This window comes from Amycolatopsis sp. CA-128772, from assembly GCF_002904295.1.
Lineage (GTDB): Bacteria > Actinomycetota > Actinomycetes > Mycobacteriales > Pseudonocardiaceae > Amycolatopsis.
In genome coordinates this window covers 70178-86027 of record NZ_PPHG01000091.1, presented here as the reverse complement: position 1 = coordinate 86027, position 15850 = coordinate 70178, and the positions used below count along the sequence as shown (strand labels likewise).

Here is a 15850-nt window from a genome sequence, read left to right as displayed (position 1 = left end):
CACCCGGACCCCCGAAAAGAAGGTGTGTGCCGGACGCATATCGGGCTACAGCGCGGCGGCGAGCCTCGTTCCCTGGTCGATGGCGCGTTTCGCGTCGAGTTCGGCGGCGACGTCCGCGCCGCCGATCAGGTGCACCGGCAGCCCCGTCGCACGGAGTTCGCCGGCGAGGTCCCGCACGGGTTCCTGACCGGCGCAGACGACGATCGTGTCGACCTCGAGGAGCCGCGGGGTGCCGTCGACGGTGATGTGCAGGCCGTCGTCGTCGATCCGCTCGTAGGTCACGCCGGTGAGCTGTTCGACCTTCTTCGCCTTGAGCGCGGCCCGGTGCACCCAGCCCGACGTCTTGCCGAGCCCGGAACCGATCCCGGATTTCTTGCGCTGCAGCAGGTACACCTGCCGCGGCGACGGCTCGGGCTTCGGCGTGCCGAGTCCGCCCGCCGCCTGTTCCGGGTCGGTGACACCCCATTCGGCCATCCACGCGGCGCGGTCCAGCGCCGGGGACGCGGTGTGCGTCAGGAACTCGCTGACGTCGACGCCGATGCCGCCGGCCCCGATCACCGCGACCCGCTCGCCGACCGCCTTGCCGTGCTTGACGACGTCGACGTAGGACAGCACCTTCGGGTGGTCGATCCCGGGCAGCGACGGCACCCGCGGCGCGACGCCGGTGGCCAGCACGACCTCGTCGAAGCCGGCCAGGTCGCCGGCTTTCGCGCGCGTTCCGAGGTGCAGCTTCACGCCGGTGACTTCGAGGCGCCGCCGGTAGTAGCGGATGGTCTCGGCGAACTCCTCCTTGCCGGGGATCTTCCGCGCGATGCCGAACTGGCCGCCGATCTCGTCGTCGGCTTCGAACAGCTCGACGCTGTGCCCGCGTTCGGCCAGCGCGGTGGCGGCGGAGAGGCCCGCGGGCCCCGCGCCGACGACGGCGACGTGCTTCGACCGCCGCGTCGGGGCGAGCGTCAACGTCGTTTCGTGGCCGGCGCGCGGGTTGACCATGCAGGACACGAGCTTGCGCTTGAAGGCGTGGTCGAGGCACGCCTGGTTGCAGGCGATGCAGGTGTTGATCTCGTCCTCGCGGCCGGTCTCGGCCTTGCGGATCCACTCGGGATCGGCGAGGAACGGCCGCGCCATCGACACGAGGTCGGCGTCGCCGCTGCTCAGCGCTTCCTCGGCGACCTGCGGCATGTTGATCCGGTTCGAGGTGACGACCGGGATGCCCACGTGCGGTTTGAGCTTCCCGGTCACCCAGGTGAACGCGGCGCGCGGCACCGACGTCACGATCGTCGGCACGCGGGCCTCGTGCCAGCCGATGCCGGTGTTGATGATCGTCGCGCCGGCGGCCTCGACCTCCTTCGCGAGCGCGACGACGTCCTCCCAGCGCTGGCCGCCCGGCACGAGGTCGAGCATCGACAGCCGGTAGATGATGATGAAGTCATCGCCGGCCTTTTCCCTGGTGCGCTTGACGATCTCGACGGCGAACCGGCGGCGCTTCTCCGGCGTGCCGCCCCAGGCGTCGGTGCGCTTGTTGGTGCGCTCGGCCAGGAACTGGTTGATCAGGTAGCCCTCGGAGCCCATAATCTCGACGCCGTCGTAGCCCGCTTCGCGCGCGAGAGCGGCGCAGTCGGCGAAGGCACGGATCTGCTGACGCACGCCGTAGCCGGTCAGCGCGCGCGGCCGGAACGGGTTGATCGGCGCCTTGCTGCTCGACGCCGACACGCTCAGCGGGTGGTAGGCGTACCGGCCCGCGTGCAGGACCTGCAGCGCGATCTTGCCGCCGGCGTCGTGCACCGGCTTGGTGAGCTGCCGGTGTTCCTTTGCCTCGGCGGACGTCGTCAGCTTGGAGGCGAGCGGCAGCAGCCAGCCGGTGCGGTTCGGCGCGAAGCCGCCGGTCACGATGAGGCCGACGCCGCCGCGGGCGCGCTCGGCGTAGTACTCGGCGAGCTCGGGGAAGTGCGCGGCCTTGTCCTCCAGGCCGGTGTGCATCGACCCCATCAGGACGCGGTTGCGCAGCGTCGTGAAGCCGAGGTCGAGCGGGGACAGCAGGTGCGGGTACGGGCTCATCGGGCGTCCTTCGGGTTGAGGGCGGCGAGGACTTCGTCGAACCACTCGACCTGGCCCTCTTCGACGCGGATGCCGCCGCGCAGGACCAGGTACTGGTGCAGGTCCTGGCCGGTCAGTGCGGCCGGCGCGGGGAAATCGCGCTTCTCGATCTGCCGGTAGACGTCGAGGCGTCCCGCGTGCGTCGCGCGGTGCCGGACGATCTCCTCGGCGACTTTCGCGGGGTCGCCGAAGGTCGCGCCGCGGATCTTCACGGCCAGTTCGACCGGTCCGGCGGCCGGATCCGGCTCGGCCAGCCAGCGGACGAGCTCGGCGCGGCCGCCGTCGCTGACCGTGTAGACCTTCTTGTCCGGCCGGCCCGACTGCGCGACGACGTCGACGGCCACCCAGCCGGCCTCTTCCATCCGCTTGAGCACGCGGTAGATCTGCTGGTGGGTGGCGCTCCAGAAGAGCCCGATCGACTTTTCGAACCGGCGCGTCAGCTCGTAGCCCGAGCCGGCGCGCTCGGACAGCGAGACGAGGATCGCGTGCTCCAGTGCCATGCATCCAGTTTCATATGCACCCAGTTGCACAGCAACGAGGGACGCGTCACTTTCACGTGAAAGTGCCCACCTGGGAGCGGCACTTTCACGTGAAAGTGCCGCCTTGGGGGAGCAGGATGGGAGGAGTGCACCCGGTACTCGAACTGATCTCCGGACGGATGGCGGCGGGCAGTGTCCCGGGCGAACGCACCGACGGCCGGCGCCTCGCGCTCGTCATCGAAGGCGGCAGCAGCCGCGGCACGTACTCCAGCGGCATGGTCCTGGCGCTGGACGAACTCGGCGTGACACCCGCGTTCGACGCCGTCTACGGCTCGTCGGCCGGCGCGCTGAACGGCGCCTGGCTGCTCTGCGGCCGCTCGTCGACCGGCGTCCGGACCTGGTGGAACCCGGTCGTCATGCGGCGGATCATCAACCCGCTGCACACCCTGCGCGGCCGCGCGGTGATCGACCTCGAATACCTCGTCCACCAGGTCTACTCGGTGCTGGAACCGATGGACTTCCCGGCGATCCTGGCCAACCCCGTGACCTTCCACCCGCTGGCCACCGACGCCGACACCGGCGAGTCCACCGACCTGCACCCCTTCCTGACCGACGTCGACGCGATCAAGGTCGCGCTGGCCGCGTCGTCGTGCATGCCGGTGCTGGCCGGGCCGCCGATCCCGATGGCCGGCCGCCGGTTCGTCGACGCCGGCGTCGCGGAGCCGATCCCGTACCGGACCGCGCTCGCCCAAGGCGCGACCGACGTCCTGGTGCTGCGCACCCGCCGCGCCGACGAGCTGCCGGTCCGGCCGCCGCGGATGCACGACGTCGTCGTACCGCGGTTTCTGCGTCGCCAGGCACCCGGCGCCATCCCGGCCTGGCAGGACACCTACCGCCGGGACGTCGAGGACGAGGAGACCCTGGCGGCCGACCCGCGGATCCTCAGCGTCCGGCCACCGGTGGGCGCGCCGGACGTGGCGGTGCTGGAGCGCGACCCCGAGGTGCTGCGCAAGGCCGTCGACCTGGGGAAGAGCGCCGTGCTGGACGTGCTGGAAAGCCTGCGCGAAGCGTCTTAGGGCTTGCGCGCGACCCCGCCGATCACCCGCGACTCGGACGGCGAGCCGGCGAACACCGTGCGCTCGTCCGGGTGCCACGCCGGCGCGTAGACGAGACCGGGTTCGAGCATCGGCCAGCCGCCGAAGAAGCGTTCGAACTCCGCCATCGTCCGCAGGAAACCCGGGTTCGTCGTGGTCTCGTAGTACTCGAGCAGTTCGAGCAGCGCCTGCCGCTCGTCCTCGTTCACCGGGTTCTCGTTGGTCATCTGCGACAGCACCAGCAGCGAGCCGGGGGCCAGCCGCTCGCGGTAGAACTCCAGCAGCTGGTCCGGGTTCTGCTCGTCCTTGACGAAGTGCATGACCGCGTTGATCACCAGGGCGACCGGCTCGCGCGCGTCGATGATCTCCGACGCCTTGACGCGCTCCCAGAGGTCGTCCGGCTGCAGGAAGTCCGCGGCGATGGCGTGGTGGCGGTCCGGGTCGGCGGTGTCGGCCAGCAGCAGCGTCGAGTGGGCGAGCGCGATGGGCTCGTTGTCGATGTAGAGCACCCGCGTGTCCGGCCGCGAACTGGTGTCATCTGCGACCTCGTGCACGTTGCCCGCGGTGGGCAGGCCGGAGCCGACGTCGACGAACTGCCGGATGCCTTCGCGGACGCACTGCCGGACCGCGCGGCCGAGGAACTGCCGGCTCGTCAGGCAGTAGTCGCCCATCAGCGGCAGCCGCGCGCGGACCTTTTCGGCGAACGCGCGATCGATCGCGTAGTGCGTGTTCCCGCCGATGAAGTAGTCGTAGATCCGCGCCGCCGAGGGCCGGTCGAGGCTGCTTTCGACGGCCTTCAGCGCGTCGTCGTGGTTGATCATGCCGGTGCCATGGCCTCCCGGTAGGCGTTCACCGACTCTGTCAGGCGGTCCAGCTCGGCCCGCATCCGGGCCACCCCGGCGTCGTCCAGGCTCATCGCCGCGCCGATCACGTCCGGGATGCCCTGCGCCTTCTCGCGCAACGCCTTCCCGGCGTCGGTCAGGCTGACGCGGACCGCGCGCTCGTCGTCGGCCTGCCGGTTCCGGACCACCAGTCCCGCCGTCTGCAGCCGCTTGAGCAGCGGCGACAGCGTGCCCGAATCGAGGTTCAGCTCGGCGCCGAGCTCCTTGACCAGGCGGTGGTCCCGTTCCCAGAGCGCCAGCATGACCAGGTACTGGGGGTAGGTGAGATCGAGGTCCTCCAGGACGGCCCGGTACAACGACGTCACCGCACGAGACGCCGCGTACAACCCGAAGCAGAGCTGGTCGTCCAGCCGCAGCGATGCCATGGCGTCCTCCTCTCTCGTAACTCTTCATGGTCCTCGGCCTGGCGGCGGGAGGCAACTCAAGTGCCCTGCATCTCATTGGGCTCAAATTAGTTGTGCACAACTGAGTTGCGAGCTACCTTCAGGGCATCAGCTTGCTTCACCGAGGAGGATGACATGACCGCCAACCCGCACAACCTGGCCCTCGAACCGGCCGCGCAGGCGTTCGCGGAGGCCACCGACCAGCCGCCGTACCTGTTCCAGCTGGCGCCGGAAGAGGGTCGCAAGGCCGTCGACGGCGTCCAGGACGGCGAGGTCGCCATGGCCGCCGCCGAGATCGAGGTGCTGACCGTCCCGGGCGGCCCGAACGGCGACGTCGAGACGCGGATCGTCCGCCCGGCCGGGGTTTCCGGTCCGCTCCCGGTGATCGTCTACATCCACGGCGCCGGCTGGGTGTTCGGCGACTTCCACACGCACGAGCGCCTGGTGCGCGAACTGGCGGCCGGCGTCGGCGCGGCCGTCGTGTTCCCCGAGTACAGCCGCTCGCCGGAGGCGCGTTACCCGGTCGCCATCGAGGAGAACTACGCGGTCGCGAAGTGGGTGGCCCAGCACGGCGCCGAGAAGGGGCTCGACACCTCGCGCATCGCGATCGCCGGTGACTCCGTCGGCGGCAACATGACCGCGGCGCTGACCATCCTGGCCAAGCAGCGCGGCGACGTCACCTTCAAACAGCAGGTCCTCTTCTACCCGGTCACCGACGCTTCGTTCGACACCGAGTCGTACCTGAAGTTCGCCGAGGGCTACTTCCTCGGCCGCGAAGGCATGCAGTGGTTCTGGGACCAGTACACGACCGACCCCGCCCAGCGCGCGGAAATCACGGCGTCGCCGCTGCGCGCGTCGCTCGACGAGCTCGCCGGGCTGCCGCCGGCGCTGGTGATCACCGGCGAAGCCGACGTGCTTCGCGACGAAGGTGAGGCGTACGCGGCGAAGCTGCGTCAGGCCGGCGTGCCCGTCACCGCCGTCCGGTACCAGGGGATCATCCACGACTTCGTGATGGTGAACGCGCTCCGCGAGACCCACGCCGCCGAGGCCGCGATCACCCAGGCCGTCACGGTGCTGTCCCGGGCGCTCGCAAAGTAACTGAGAAGACGCTGAGTACCCGGCACGTTGCGGCCTTATGACGGAGCTCACAAGGTCGCAACGTGCACGGGGGCTCAAACGTGATATATACGCGAGTCCCGCGATCCGGGCGCGCATTTCTGCCCGCCTGGAAGGACCGTTGTCATGCACCTGAGCAGCATCCGGCTCGACTCGCCGGTCAACATGATCGTGGTGGTCGTGCTGACGCTGCTCGCGATCATCGCCGTCCCGTGGTTCTGGGACCGCTGGAAGCGCAAACGGTTGTGGCGCAGCGCGACGATCCTGCTCGCCGTCGTCCTCGTGGTGCTCAGCGCGGGCATGGGCGGCAACATGATCGGCGGGTTCTTCCCGACGGTCGGCTCGCTGCTCGGCACCGGCGTCTACGCGGCGCAGGGAACCGACGCGGAAGCGGCGCAGAACGGCGAAGACCTCGAGAAGCTGCGTGACACCGGCGCGGCGCACGCCCGCGAAGGCAAGGGCACCGTCGTCCACATGAAGGTGACCGGGCGGCGCACGAAGGTCACCCGCGACGTCACGGTCTACCTGCCGCCGCAGTACTTCGACGCGGCGTTCAAGGAACTGCGGTTCCCGGCGATCGAGTGGATCCCGAACTACCCGTCCGGCCCCGAGGTCGTGACCGGCGGCTACCACCTGCCGGAACAGCTCGACGCGGCGATCGCCAAGCGCGTCCTGCCGCCGACCGTGGTGATCATTCCCGACCCGACGGGCGTCCCGAAGGTCGGCCACGACACGGAATGCGTCGACGAGGTCAACGGCACGGCGAACGACACGTACCTCACCGCGGACCTGCGCGACTGGGCGCTGCAGAAGCTCGGCGTCGCGGCGAACCGGCGGGCGTGGACGATGGCGGGCTGGTCCTCCGGCGGGTACTGCGCGATGAACCTGGTGACCCGCCACCCGCAGTGGTACGGCCAGGCGGTCAGCGTCAGCGGCTACGACAAGGCCCAGGTCGACGCCGAGACCGAAGACCTGTTCCACGGCCGCCAGGACATCAACGACGCCAACAACGTCCGGCTCAACGTGGCCCGGCACCCGTCCCCGGTGGACATCCTGGCGATTTCGGGTGACAAGGAGAACTACGAGAGCTTCGCGATCGACCAGATCCGCGCGGCGGCCCGGCCGCCGGTCCAGTTCTCGTCGTGGAAGATCCGGGACGCCGGCCACAACATGAACACCTTCAAGTCGCAGATCCCGGACGTCCTGGCCTGGATCGGCGCCCACACGACGGGCCCGTCCCCGGCCGGCCGGCAGCTGGAGACCACCGGCGGCGTGCTCCCGTGGCCCCTGCCACGCTCGGGCGCGCACGGCGCCCTGGCCGACACCGACCAGTAAGCCGGCTAGCGGAGCAGCTGCGTGACGATGTCGGTGACGCGCTTCGACGCGGTCGGGTAGTCGACGCCGGCGGGGTGTTCGGTCAGCACCACCACGATGTAGCGGCTGTCTTCGCCGAGCACACCCGAGGTGTGCAGCGTCCGCGCCGGCCGGCAGCACGACCAGCCCTGCTTGATCGCCCACGGCCGCCCGCCGGCGGCGTCCGGGATGCCGAAGTACTGCCGGAACCCGTCGGACCCGCGTTCGGTCGCGTTCCGCAGCGCGGTGAGGATCGCGGTGGCCTTGTGGTCGAGCAGGTACCGGTAGACCTTGACGATGTCCGGCGCGGTGATCTGCGTGTCGCCCCAGCGGCCGGGATCCGCGGGCGGCCGGGTGCCGGTGAGGCCGAGCTTCTTGGCCCACCCGGTGACGATCGACGTCCCGCCGTAGGACACCCAGAACCGGCTGGCGAGGTCGTCGTCGCTGCGGGAGAGCATCCGCTGCACGTCCGCGACGGGACCGCCGCGCTCGAGCACGGAAAGCGCTATCAGCAGTTTCACCAGTGACGCGGACGTGTAGCCGCGGTCGGCGTGCACCGAGACGGTGGTTTTCCCGCTCTGCCGGTCGAAGACGACGGCGCTGACGTTGCCGCCACGCACCAGCTTGTCCAGCGCGGCGGCGTCCACCCCGGTGCCCAGCTCGGCGTCTTCCTTCGGCGCGGCCTGGGGCTGTTCCTTCGGCTCGTCCTCGGGTTCCGCCTTGGGCGCGGCGCTCGGCGTCGGCGTTCCGCTCGGCGTCGCGACGGCTTCGGTGACCGCGATCGGCTTGGGCGCGTCGGCCCAGCCGTGACTCGCCGTCACCACCACCGCGCCGATCGCCCCCAGGCACAGCCCCACCAGGAAGATGCCGCTCAGCTTGCGCATGACCCGAATTGCCGGGAAGGCCGCGCGCTGTTCGCTCGAACGGGGGTAGTTGTGGGATTGCTCTCGAACCGGGCCCGATCCGGGAACGCGCAGGTGCCCTGCGGGCAAGCATCGTTTCGCTCACCGTGGTCGCGGGGTACTACAGCGCGGTGACGGTCGTCACCACCCGCTGGGAAGGACTGGAGTCATGGTTCACGCGAAAGGCGCACGCATCCGGGTCCGAGGCCTGCAGCCGGCGCAGGTGCTGGCCGGACTGGCCGGGATCGCGTTCCTCGTCGTCGGCATCATCGGATTCTCAAGGACCGGCTTCGGCGACTTCGCCGGCCACCACGACGCGGGGTTCTGGCGGTTCTCCGGCAACCCGCTCATGAGCCTGGTCCGCGTCGTGACCGGCGTCGTCGGCTTGCTGCTGGCGTTCGGCTCGGGCCGCGCGCGGACGTTCGGCTGGCTGCTGTTCATCGGCTACGGCCTGCTGTTCGTGTGGGGCCTGATGATCGACGGCCTCATTTCCACCAACCCCCTCGCCAACGCCGGCAACCCGATGGACCTCGGGCGCGCCGACACGTGGCTGCACCTCGGCGTCGCCGCGCTCGGCCTGCTGATCGCGGTCCTGCCGGCCCGCCGCACCATCCTGCTGCCCGAGGACGAGGTGGCCGACGAGCCGACGGTGGCCGAGCAGCGCACCGAGGTCATCGACCGCGACCGCACCGACGTCGTCGACCGCGACCGCACCGACGTCGTCGACCGCCGCTCGGACGTCGTCGATCGCGGCCGCCGTGCGGATGTCGCCGACCGCGGCCGCCGTGCCGATGTCGTCGACCGCGGCTCCCGCACCGACGTCGCCGACGGGGTGGCCGAGGAGCCGCGCCGCCGCTCGTTCCTGCGTCGTGACCACAAGGAGCGAGGCCCGGAGGTCGCTCGCGAAGAGCGTCCGCCGGGCCTCGCCCACTAGGTTCGTTCAGTAGGTGGTGCCGGTACCACCGGAGGAGTCGTTGCTGCTGCTCCCAGCACCGCTGTTCGCCGCCGGAGCCTGGCTGGCGGTGCTGGGAGTGGTCCCGACCTTGCAGCCGTTGGGCTCGATGACGAACCAGGTGCCGTTGACGCCCATGCCGTTCGCGTCGCCCGGCTTCAGGTCCTTCGAGAAGTTGTAGACGGGCCAGCCGCCGATGGTGACCTGCTCGGTGCCGTCCTGGCGCTTGATGCTGCCGAGCAGCTTCGAGTCGATGCCCTGCAGTTCGACCTTGCCGTTGTTCGACAGGACCGGCGGCCAGGTCTTGGCGCAGTCACCGTTGCAGGCGGAGGCCTTCTTCTTGGTGTCCTTCGTGAACAGGTAGAGCGTCATCCCGTTCTGGTCGACGATCGCGTCCCCGAGCCCGTCGATCTTGCTGGCGCTGAGCTTCACGGCCCCGGATTCGGAGCCGGCGGCCGCCGCCTGCCCGGACTTCCCGCCCTTGGCGTTCGCCGCGTACCAGGCCCCGCCGACGCCCTGACCGGTCGCGTCACCGGGCTTGGCGTCCTTGGCGTAGCGGTAGAGCGCCCACCCGCCGACGGTGATCTGTTCGGTTCCGTCGGAGCGCGTCACCTTCCCGACGAGGTTCTTGTCGACCCCCTGGACTTGGACATCCCCGGTCGCCAGCATCGGCGGCCAGGCCTTGGCGCAGTCACCGTCGCAGTTGGACTTCGGCGGCTTCGCGGTGTCCTTGTCGAACCGGTAGAGGGTCATGCCGTTCTGGTCGGTGAGCACCTGCCCGACATCGGCCACATCCGCGACGACCAGTTTCGACTCGTTCGAAGCCGGAGCAGCGTTCCCGACCTGCCCGTTGGCGGCCTGGCCGCCCCCGGTCCCCCCGGCAGCCGCCGGAGCCACAACGGGCTGGGCGGTCTCGGCACCCGAGCAAGCGGTGAGCACTGCCAGCCCGGCTGCCGCCGCGGCGACGGAGACGGCGATGCGCGTGCGAAGCATGGAAGTTCTCCTTGTGTCCGTTGGGATTCCCGCCGCTCGGTGCGGCTGCTTGATACCCAGTACACGGACCCGTGGGGAAGACGGTTCAAAGAATTTTCGCCGAGGTGGGGTGAGTGGTCGGGATGGTGGGGGCGGGGGCGGTTGAGCTGGGGACCGGTGGTTGGGGAGGGGTACGCCTTGGCTTGCGCCGCGCGTCGCCGCGCCCACTGCGCCCGCTGCGCCGGCCTCGTGGGTCGCGGGTTGGCCGCCGCGCCCGCCCCGTGGGCTTCGTGGGCCGCGGGTTGGCCGCCGCGCCCGCCGTCCTGCCGACCAGCTGCAGCCCCACCTCCACGAACGTGGCGGCTGCTACCCCGGCGCGCCCGTGCTGCCGAGGGCGCGGTCGACCAGCGCGGCGGCCGCGCCCGTGTAGCCGGCCGGGTCGAGCAGCTCGTCGAGCGCGGCCGGCGTCAGCACGTCGGTGATGGCGGGCAGCTCGTCCAGCACCTCCCGCAGCGGCCGGTCCTCGTGTACCGCTCGCCGGGACGCCTCACCCAGCAGTTCCTTGGCCCGCGCCTTGCCGAGCAGCGGCGCGAGCACCGCGGAGAGCCGTTCGGAGACGATCAGCCCGTGCGTCGACGCCAGGTTTTCCCGCATCCGCCCGGGCACGGCGGTGAGCCCGCGCGCCAGCTCGGCGGCGGTGTGCGCGGCGCCGCCGGTCAGCCGCAGGCATTCGCGCACCAGCTGCCACTCGGCGTGCCAGACCCCGGCCGACCGCTCGTCCTCGGCGAGCATCGCCTGCGTGACTCCGGCGGCCAGCACCGGCACCTGCAGCGCCGCCGACCGGATCAGCGTCGCGAGCACCGGGTTCCGCTTGTGCGGCATCGCCGAGGAACCGCCCCGCCCGTCGGCGGCCGGTTCGGCGACCTCGCCCAGTTCGGTCCGGGTCAGCGTCTCGACGTCGACGGCCAGCTTCCCCAGCGCCCCGGCCGTGAACGCGAGCGCGCTCGCCAGGTCGGCGACCGGCGTCCGCAGCGCATGCCACGGCAACACCGGCGCGGCCAGCCCGGTCTCCTCGGCGAACGCGTCGGTCAGCCGCTCGGCATAGTCACCGCCGGCGGTGCCGTCGGCCAGGCGGGCGTACTCGACGTATGCCGCCAGCGTTCCGGCCGCGCCGCCCAGTGAGACCGGGAGGCCGCCGTCGAGCACGCGCCGGATGCGGACAGCCGCGTCCAGGACCAGCTGCCGCCAGCCCGCGGCCTTGAGCCCGAACGTCGTCGGCACCGCGTGCGCCGTCAGCGTCCGGCCGGCCATCGTCGTGTCCCGGTGCTCGCGGGCCAGCTCGGCCAGCGCCTCGGCCGTCGCGTCGAGGTCGGCGGCGAGCGGCCGCAGCGTCCGGTCGGCGACGAGCATCATCGCCGTGTCGAAGATGTCCTGGCTGGTCGAGCCGCGGTGCACGTACTCGGCCGCGCCGGGCGCAACTTCGCCGACCGCCGACGTCAGCGCCTTGACCAAGCCGACGACCGGGTTCGCGGTCGCCCGCGATCCGCGCGCCAGCTCGACGACGTCGATCCGCGCACGGCCCGCGGCCTCCGTGATCGCGGCCGCCGCCTCCGACGGCACCGTCCCGAGCCGCGCCTGCGCTCTCGCGAGCGCCGCCTCGGCGTCGAGCATCGCGCGCAACCACGCCTCGTCTCCGGTCGACGCTTCGGCCGGCGTACCGGCCCGTACCGGGGACAGGAGTCCGGAATCGGGGTCGACCGTCATGGCGTCAGCATCGCACGCGCGCGACCTCGGCGACGGCTGCGCAGCCGCGTCTGGCACGCTCATCGGCCATGACCAGCGCCCCGTCCGCGGAGGACACCGCCGGCACCGAACCCCGGGGAATCGCCGCCGAGCGGCTGACCTTCTTCTCGGACGCCGTCGTCGCCATCGCGATCACGCTGCTCGCGCTCGAGCTGCCGCTGCCGGAGGGCGCCACCAGCGCCGAACTGCTGCGGTCACTCGGTCATCACCAGTCCGAATACATCTCCTTCCTGATCAGCTTCGTCGTCATCGGCGGCCATTGGCGCGCGCACCACCGCCTGTTCAACTACGTCACGACGCTCGGCGGCGGGCTCGCCCGGCTCACCTTCGGCTGGCTCCTGACGCAGGTGATCATGCCCTTCGCCACGAAGGTCCTCGCCGAAGAGGGCGCGTTCGAATTCCGCTTCGTCTTCTACGCCGTCGTGCAGGTCATCGCGCTGTCGCTGTTCCTCCTCATGGCGTGGCAGATCCAGCGCAACCACCTCTACCGCACGGACACCCCACCGGAGCTCTTCGGCACGGTGTACCGCGGGATCGGCGCGATGATCGCCGCCTTCGCCGTCTCGATTCCCTTCGCCTTCTTCACGCACTGGGCCTACGCGTGCTGGATCGTCGTTCCGCTCGTCGTCAACCTCCTCTTCCGCGTCCGCCGCCGGACGGCCGCCGCCTGAGCCGTCATTCGCCGGTCGCGCCGTCGATCCGCTCGCGGATCAGGTCGGCCTGGCCGATGTGGCGCGCGTATTCGCCGATCATCCGCAGCATCAGCCAGCGCAGGGTGAACGGTTCGCCGGTGCTGCGGCGGGTGCCGGTCTGATCCAGCGAGCCCGCCTCGTCGACGATCTCCCGGGCACGCGCACACTCCGCGTGCCACAACGCAAACGCCTCGTCGACGTCGCCGTCGAGCGCGGTGAAGTCCTGTTCCGGGTCGTCGTCGGAGTAGTAGAGGTTCGGGACGTCCTCACCCGTGAACTGGATCCGGAACCACCAGCGCTCGACGCCCGTGAGGTGCCGCAGCAGGCCGTGCAGGGTCAGCGTCGACGGTGGTACCGAGTGTTCGGACAGGCGCGCGTGGTCCAAGCCGGCGCACTTCAGCTCGAAGGTGCGCCGGTAGTACTCCAGGCTCTCGGTGAGGGCCTGGCGCTCGTCCGCGACCGGTGCCGGGTCGTGTCGGGGGCCGGTCAGACGGGGCGGAGCGGCCACCGGGGTGGTGTGTTCGGTCATGAGCGGAGCGTGCCACAGGGGTCCGACAATTTCGGTTCGCCGGGGTGGTCGGTGACCCGGCAACTCGCGTCAAAACCCCAGTTCAAGCCCGGTTTGGCGAACCCGGTAACGAATCTTCGGGTGCGCCGATCTGATCTTCGTCACCCTGCTGCGCACGCCCGTCTCAACCGGTCGGAGCGGCACCCTCGGTTCGGAACCAGGAGATCACGACTATGCAGCGAACCGGACGAAGAACTGCCGTGCTGGCCGCCCTGACCACGGCGGTCCTGTGCGCAGCACCGGCCGTCGCGGCCGCGACGCCGGCCCGAGCACGATCGACGTCAGCGCGACCACCGTGCGCGCGGGCGACACGCTCACGGTCACGGAGCAGCTGACCAACCCGGCGGACTTCACGGTCACCGGCGCGAAGGCGGCGCTCTACGTCAAGGAAACGCCGATCGCCGACGTCGTGGACCTGGTGTCCTGCACGGGTGCGATCGCGCCGTGCGCGCCGTACCTCAGCAGCTTCCGCGGCGGCGTCGGGGACGTGGGCGCGGGCGAGAGCCGCACGGTGACGTGGACGCTGCGCATCAAGGAAGACGCCGAGCCCGGCCAGTTCACGCTCCAGCACCAGTTCGCCGGCGACAACTACGCGTTCGGCGTCGAAGACGGCCCGGCCGTCACGATCGCCACGCCGGCCAAGGCCGACGTCAAGGTCGCGCTGACCGCCACGCCCCGCGTCGGCCTGGTCGCCCGGGTCGACTACGTGATCACGGTGTCGAACACCGGCCCGGCCACCGCAACGGGCGTCCGCGTGACGGCCAACCCGGGAACGGGCCGCACGATCACCTCGGCGACGGGCTGCACCCGCTCGGGAGCGACGCTGACCTGCGCGATCCCCACCCTGGCCTCGGGCGCGTCGGCGACGGCGAAGTTCTCGTCCGAGGGCGGCGTCTTCGCGTGGGGCGCGTTCACGGCCACGGCCCAGCGCGCGGCGAGCGCCCCGGCCGACCCGAACGCCGCCAACGACAGCGCGTCGAAGAAGTGCAGCGCCTACACGGGCCTTTTCGTGCAGTGCTGACGGCCTGACGCGCGGGGCCCGGACGGGCCCCGCGCGTTCGTCCACACGGGAGCGTCAAAGCGCGAAGGCAGCTGACCGGGCCCGGCTCCGGACGGCATCGGTGGTCTCTTCGACGGTCTGCGCCGTGGTGTCCATGACGTGCCGTTCCAGCTCACCGAGCCCTTCGAACGCGGCATGCATCCCCTTGAGCGGCCCGACGTCGGTGAGTTCCGCGGAGTCACGGGCGGTCCCGCGAGCGAGGGTGACTTCGAGGCTGGGCCGGAGCACGACGTAGAAGAGGTCCAGACCGTCGCGCTGCGCGACGTCCCGGAACGGCTGCAGCGCCCAGGGCCCGACGACCCCGTCGAGCACCACGTCGTAGCCGCCGCGCGCATAGCCACAGGCGGCCTCGGTGATGACCGCGAGCACGACGTCGTTCTGCCGCGCGGCCTCGGGCAGGTAGGGCGGGACGAACCCGGTCCGGATCCAGGCGTAGAAGCTGTCGGTGTGCAGGTGCACGGCCGCCCGCGGCGCCCCCGCGGCAACGAGCCGGGCAACAGTCGACTTCCCGGCACCGGGCGGCCCGGTGAGGATCAGCAGCGAACCAGGCATGCACGCATCATGGCGACCGGACCTGCGAAGAACCAGTCTTGACCTCCGGCGGAGCCTCAGCCGGACCCGGAGTGCGGGAGGGCAACGGGGGCCTGGCTAAACTGGGGGCGCGGGCCGTTAGCTCAATTGGTAGAGCTGCGGACTTTTAATCCGTAGGTTCTGGGTTCGAGCCCCAGGCGGCCCACTCATACTTCGAAGTCGGCTTTGGTCATCTCCCGACGGCCTCTTCGGCGTGCGGGGTCGTTTAGGGTTGCCCGTATGGACGGGACCAGGTGGCTCATCGTTCTCCGGCACGCCAAGTCGGACTGGTCGGAAGGACTTGCCGACCACGAACGTCCCCTTGCGGCTCGCGGTGTGCGTGATGCGCCGCGGCTTGGGCGGTGGCTTGCCGATGGTGGGCATGTTCCCGAGCTCGTTGTCTGCTCCACCGCGCAGCGGACGCGGGAAACCTGGCAACGCGTCAGCGGCGAACTTTCCGCGCCGCCGCCTGTTGAGTACGACGATGATCTCTACGGTGCCGACGTGCCCGAGTTGCTGAATGCCGCCCGTCGGACGCCGCCCGAGGTGACCCGGCTTGCGCTTGTCGGGCATGAGCCCGGGGTCAGTGATCTGACCCGCTACCTCGCCGGTGATGGGGATGAGACCCGGCAGCTTCAGATCAAGTTTCCGACCGGTGCCGCCGCTGTTCTCGCCACCACCGATCCCTGGGATGCGCTCCGTTCCGCTCGGCTCGTTGCCTTCTTCCGGCCTCGCGACTTCGCCGAGTGAGGCTCGGCGCTCGGGCCGCGGTCTAGACCCTGGGCATTGCCTCTGACATGTTCACGTGCGTACTCTCCATTCACTCACAGGTTTGATGTTCATATTTGTGAATGGAGCGGACATGGTTCTCCGCCACATCGTCGTGGCCGCGGTCGCCGCGCTTGGG

16 protein-coding genes and 1 tRNA gene are annotated in these 15850 nt (G+C 70.6%); 8 read left to right on the top strand and 9 right to left on the bottom strand.

Annotated features, from left to right (window positions below; genetic code table 11):
• Positions 1-45: 45 nt before the first annotated feature.
• Both C2L59_RS40905 and C2L59_RS40900 read right to left on the bottom strand, forming a co-directional pair.
• A complete protein-coding gene (locus C2L59_RS40905) occupies positions 46-2058 on the bottom strand; it encodes an NADPH-dependent 2,4-dienoyl-CoA reductase (protein WP_103354955.1) in 2013 nt (670 codons plus the stop codon).
• Positions 2055-2597, bottom strand: coding sequence for a PadR family transcriptional regulator (locus C2L59_RS40900; protein ID WP_103354954.1), 543 nt, complete (start codon positions 2595-2597; stop codon positions 2055-2057). The genes C2L59_RS40905 and C2L59_RS40900 overlap by 4 nt, the downstream gene beginning before the upstream one ends.
• A 116-nt stretch (positions 2598-2713) precedes the next feature.
• Here C2L59_RS40900 and C2L59_RS40895 point away from each other — a divergent pair, with 116 nt between their 5' ends.
• The gene (locus C2L59_RS40895) at positions 2714-3652 is read left to right on the top strand and encodes a patatin family protein (protein WP_233223976.1); all 939 of its coding nucleotides are present in this window, start codon (positions 2714-2716) and stop codon (positions 3650-3652) included.
• Here the strand turns inward: C2L59_RS40895 and C2L59_RS40890 are convergent.
• Both C2L59_RS40890 and C2L59_RS40885 read right to left on the bottom strand, forming a co-directional pair.
• Complete coding sequence (locus C2L59_RS40890) at positions 3649-4491, bottom strand: SAM-dependent methyltransferase (protein WP_103354952.1); 843 nt, start codon at positions 4489-4491, stop codon at positions 3649-3651. The two genes, C2L59_RS40895 and C2L59_RS40890, sit on opposite strands and share 4 nt — an antisense overlap.
• On the bottom strand, positions 4488-4937 hold the full coding sequence (locus C2L59_RS40885) for a MarR family winged helix-turn-helix transcriptional regulator (RefSeq protein ID WP_103354951.1): 450 nt from the start codon (positions 4935-4937) through the stop codon (positions 4488-4490). Before C2L59_RS40885 ends, C2L59_RS40890 begins: the two co-directional genes overlap by 4 nt.
• Positions 4938-5090: 153 nt before the next feature.
• Here C2L59_RS40885 and C2L59_RS40880 point away from each other — a divergent pair, with 153 nt between their 5' ends.
• Both C2L59_RS40880 and C2L59_RS40875 read left to right on the top strand, forming a co-directional pair.
• Positions 5091-6053, top strand: coding sequence for an alpha/beta hydrolase (locus tag C2L59_RS40880; RefSeq protein WP_103354950.1), 963 nt, complete (start codon positions 5091-5093; stop codon positions 6051-6053).
• Between the two features lie 144 nt (positions 6054-6197).
• Positions 6198-7406: an esterase family protein gene (locus C2L59_RS40875; protein WP_103354949.1), complete on the top strand. Its 1209-nt coding sequence runs from the start codon at positions 6198-6200 to the stop codon at positions 7404-7406.
• Positions 7407-7411: 5 nt separating this feature from the next.
• Here C2L59_RS40875 and C2L59_RS40870 read toward each other — a convergent pair whose 3' ends face one another.
• Entirely contained in the window at positions 7412-8308 is an 897-nt protein-coding gene (locus tag C2L59_RS40870) for a hypothetical protein (protein ID WP_103354948.1), read from the bottom strand.
• A 187-nt stretch (positions 8309-8495) separates the two neighbouring features.
• On the opposite strand from C2L59_RS40870, the gene C2L59_RS40865 reads away from it, so the two are divergent.
• Entirely contained in the window at positions 8496-9260 is a 765-nt protein-coding gene (locus tag C2L59_RS40865; RefSeq protein ID WP_103354947.1) for a DUF4383 domain-containing protein, read from the top strand.
• A gap of 6 nt (positions 9261-9266) precedes the next feature.
• Here C2L59_RS40865 and C2L59_RS40860 read toward each other — a convergent pair whose 3' ends face one another.
• Positions 9267-10271, bottom strand: a complete 1005-nt coding sequence (locus C2L59_RS40860) for an SCO0930 family lipoprotein (protein WP_103354946.1) — start codon at positions 10269-10271, stop codon at positions 9267-9269.
• Positions 10272-10616: 345 nt separating this feature from the next.
• Positions 10617-12014 (bottom strand): 3-carboxy-cis,cis-muconate cycloisomerase, encoded by a 1398-nt coding sequence (gene pcaB, locus C2L59_RS40855; protein ID WP_199199597.1) that lies wholly within the window; start codon positions 12012-12014, stop codon positions 10617-10619.
• Between the two features lie 68 nt (positions 12015-12082).
• Here pcaB and C2L59_RS40850 point away from each other — a divergent pair, with 68 nt between their 5' ends.
• On the top strand, positions 12083-12724 hold the full coding sequence (locus tag C2L59_RS40850) for a TMEM175 family protein (RefSeq protein WP_103354944.1): 642 nt from the start codon (positions 12083-12085) through the stop codon (positions 12722-12724).
• Positions 12725-12728: 4 nt separating this feature from the next.
• On the opposite strand, the gene C2L59_RS40845 is transcribed toward C2L59_RS40850, so the two are convergent.
• Entirely contained in the window at positions 12729-13274 is a 546-nt protein-coding gene (locus C2L59_RS40845; RefSeq protein ID WP_103354943.1) for a DinB family protein, read from the bottom strand.
• Between the two features lie 268 nt (positions 13275-13542).
• Here C2L59_RS40845 and C2L59_RS40840 point away from each other — a divergent pair, with 268 nt between their 5' ends.
• On the top strand, positions 13543-14334 hold the full coding sequence (locus C2L59_RS40840) for a DUF11 domain-containing protein (protein ID WP_233223975.1): 792 nt from the start codon (positions 13543-13545) through the stop codon (positions 14332-14334).
• Positions 14335-14388: 54 nt separating this feature from the next.
• Here the strand turns inward: C2L59_RS40840 and C2L59_RS40835 are convergent, their stop codons facing one another.
• Complete coding sequence (locus tag C2L59_RS40835) at positions 14389-14925, bottom strand: AAA family ATPase (RefSeq protein WP_103354942.1); 537 nt, start codon at positions 14923-14925, stop codon at positions 14389-14391.
• A gap of 111 nt (positions 14926-15036) precedes the next feature.
• Here C2L59_RS40835 and C2L59_RS40830 point away from each other — a divergent pair.
• Together C2L59_RS40830 and C2L59_RS40825 are read left to right on the top strand one after the other, a co-directional pair.
• Positions 15037-15109, top strand: a tRNA-Lys gene (locus C2L59_RS40830).
• A gap of 74 nt (positions 15110-15183) precedes the next feature.
• Positions 15184-15693 carry a histidine phosphatase family protein gene (locus tag C2L59_RS40825; protein ID WP_103354941.1) on the top strand — a complete coding sequence of 170 codons (510 nt, stop codon included), beginning with the start codon at positions 15184-15186 and terminating at the stop codon, positions 15691-15693.
• Positions 15694-15850: the final 157 nt, after the last annotated feature.

Coding starts and splice junctions, on each gene's coding strand:
- C2L59_RS40905 (WP_103354955.1), bottom strand. CDS start 2,058: ATGAGCCCGTACCCGCACCTGCTGTCCCCGCTCGACCTCGGCTTCACG.
- C2L59_RS40900 (WP_103354954.1), bottom strand. CDS start 2,597: ATGGCACTGGAGCACGCGATCCTCGTCTCGCTGTCCGAGCGCGCCGGC.
- C2L59_RS40895 (WP_233223976.1), top strand. CDS start 2,714: ATGGGAGGAGTGCACCCGGTACTCGAACTGATCTCCGGACGGATGGCG.
- C2L59_RS40890 (WP_103354952.1), bottom strand. CDS start 4,491: ATGATCAACCACGACGACGCGCTGAAGGCCGTCGAAAGCAGCCTCGAC.
- C2L59_RS40885 (WP_103354951.1), bottom strand. CDS start 4,937: ATGGCATCGCTGCGGCTGGACGACCAGCTCTGCTTCGGGTTGTACGCG.
- C2L59_RS40880 (WP_103354950.1), top strand. CDS start 5,091: ATGACCGCCAACCCGCACAACCTGGCCCTCGAACCGGCCGCGCAGGCG.
- C2L59_RS40875 (WP_103354949.1), top strand. CDS start 6,198: ATGCACCTGAGCAGCATCCGGCTCGACTCGCCGGTCAACATGATCGTG.
- C2L59_RS40870 (WP_103354948.1), bottom strand. CDS start 8,308: ATGCGCAAGCTGAGCGGCATCTTCCTGGTGGGGCTGTGCCTGGGGGCG.
- C2L59_RS40865 (WP_103354947.1), top strand. CDS start 8,496: ATGGTTCACGCGAAAGGCGCACGCATCCGGGTCCGAGGCCTGCAGCCG.
- C2L59_RS40860 (WP_103354946.1), bottom strand. CDS start 10,271: ATGCTTCGCACGCGCATCGCCGTCTCCGTCGCCGCGGCGGCAGCCGGG.
- pcaB (WP_199199597.1), bottom strand. CDS start 12,014: ATGACGGTCGACCCCGATTCCGGACTCCTGTCCCCGGTACGGGCCGGT.
- C2L59_RS40850 (WP_103354944.1), top strand. CDS start 12,083: ATGACCAGCGCCCCGTCCGCGGAGGACACCGCCGGCACCGAACCCCGG.
- C2L59_RS40845 (WP_103354943.1), bottom strand. CDS start 13,274: ATGACCGAACACACCACCCCGGTGGCCGCTCCGCCCCGTCTGACCGGC.
- C2L59_RS40835 (WP_103354942.1), bottom strand. CDS start 14,925: ATGCCTGGTTCGCTGCTGATCCTCACCGGGCCGCCCGGTGCCGGGAAG.
- C2L59_RS40825 (WP_103354941.1), top strand. CDS start 15,184: ATGGACGGGACCAGGTGGCTCATCGTTCTCCGGCACGCCAAGTCGGAC.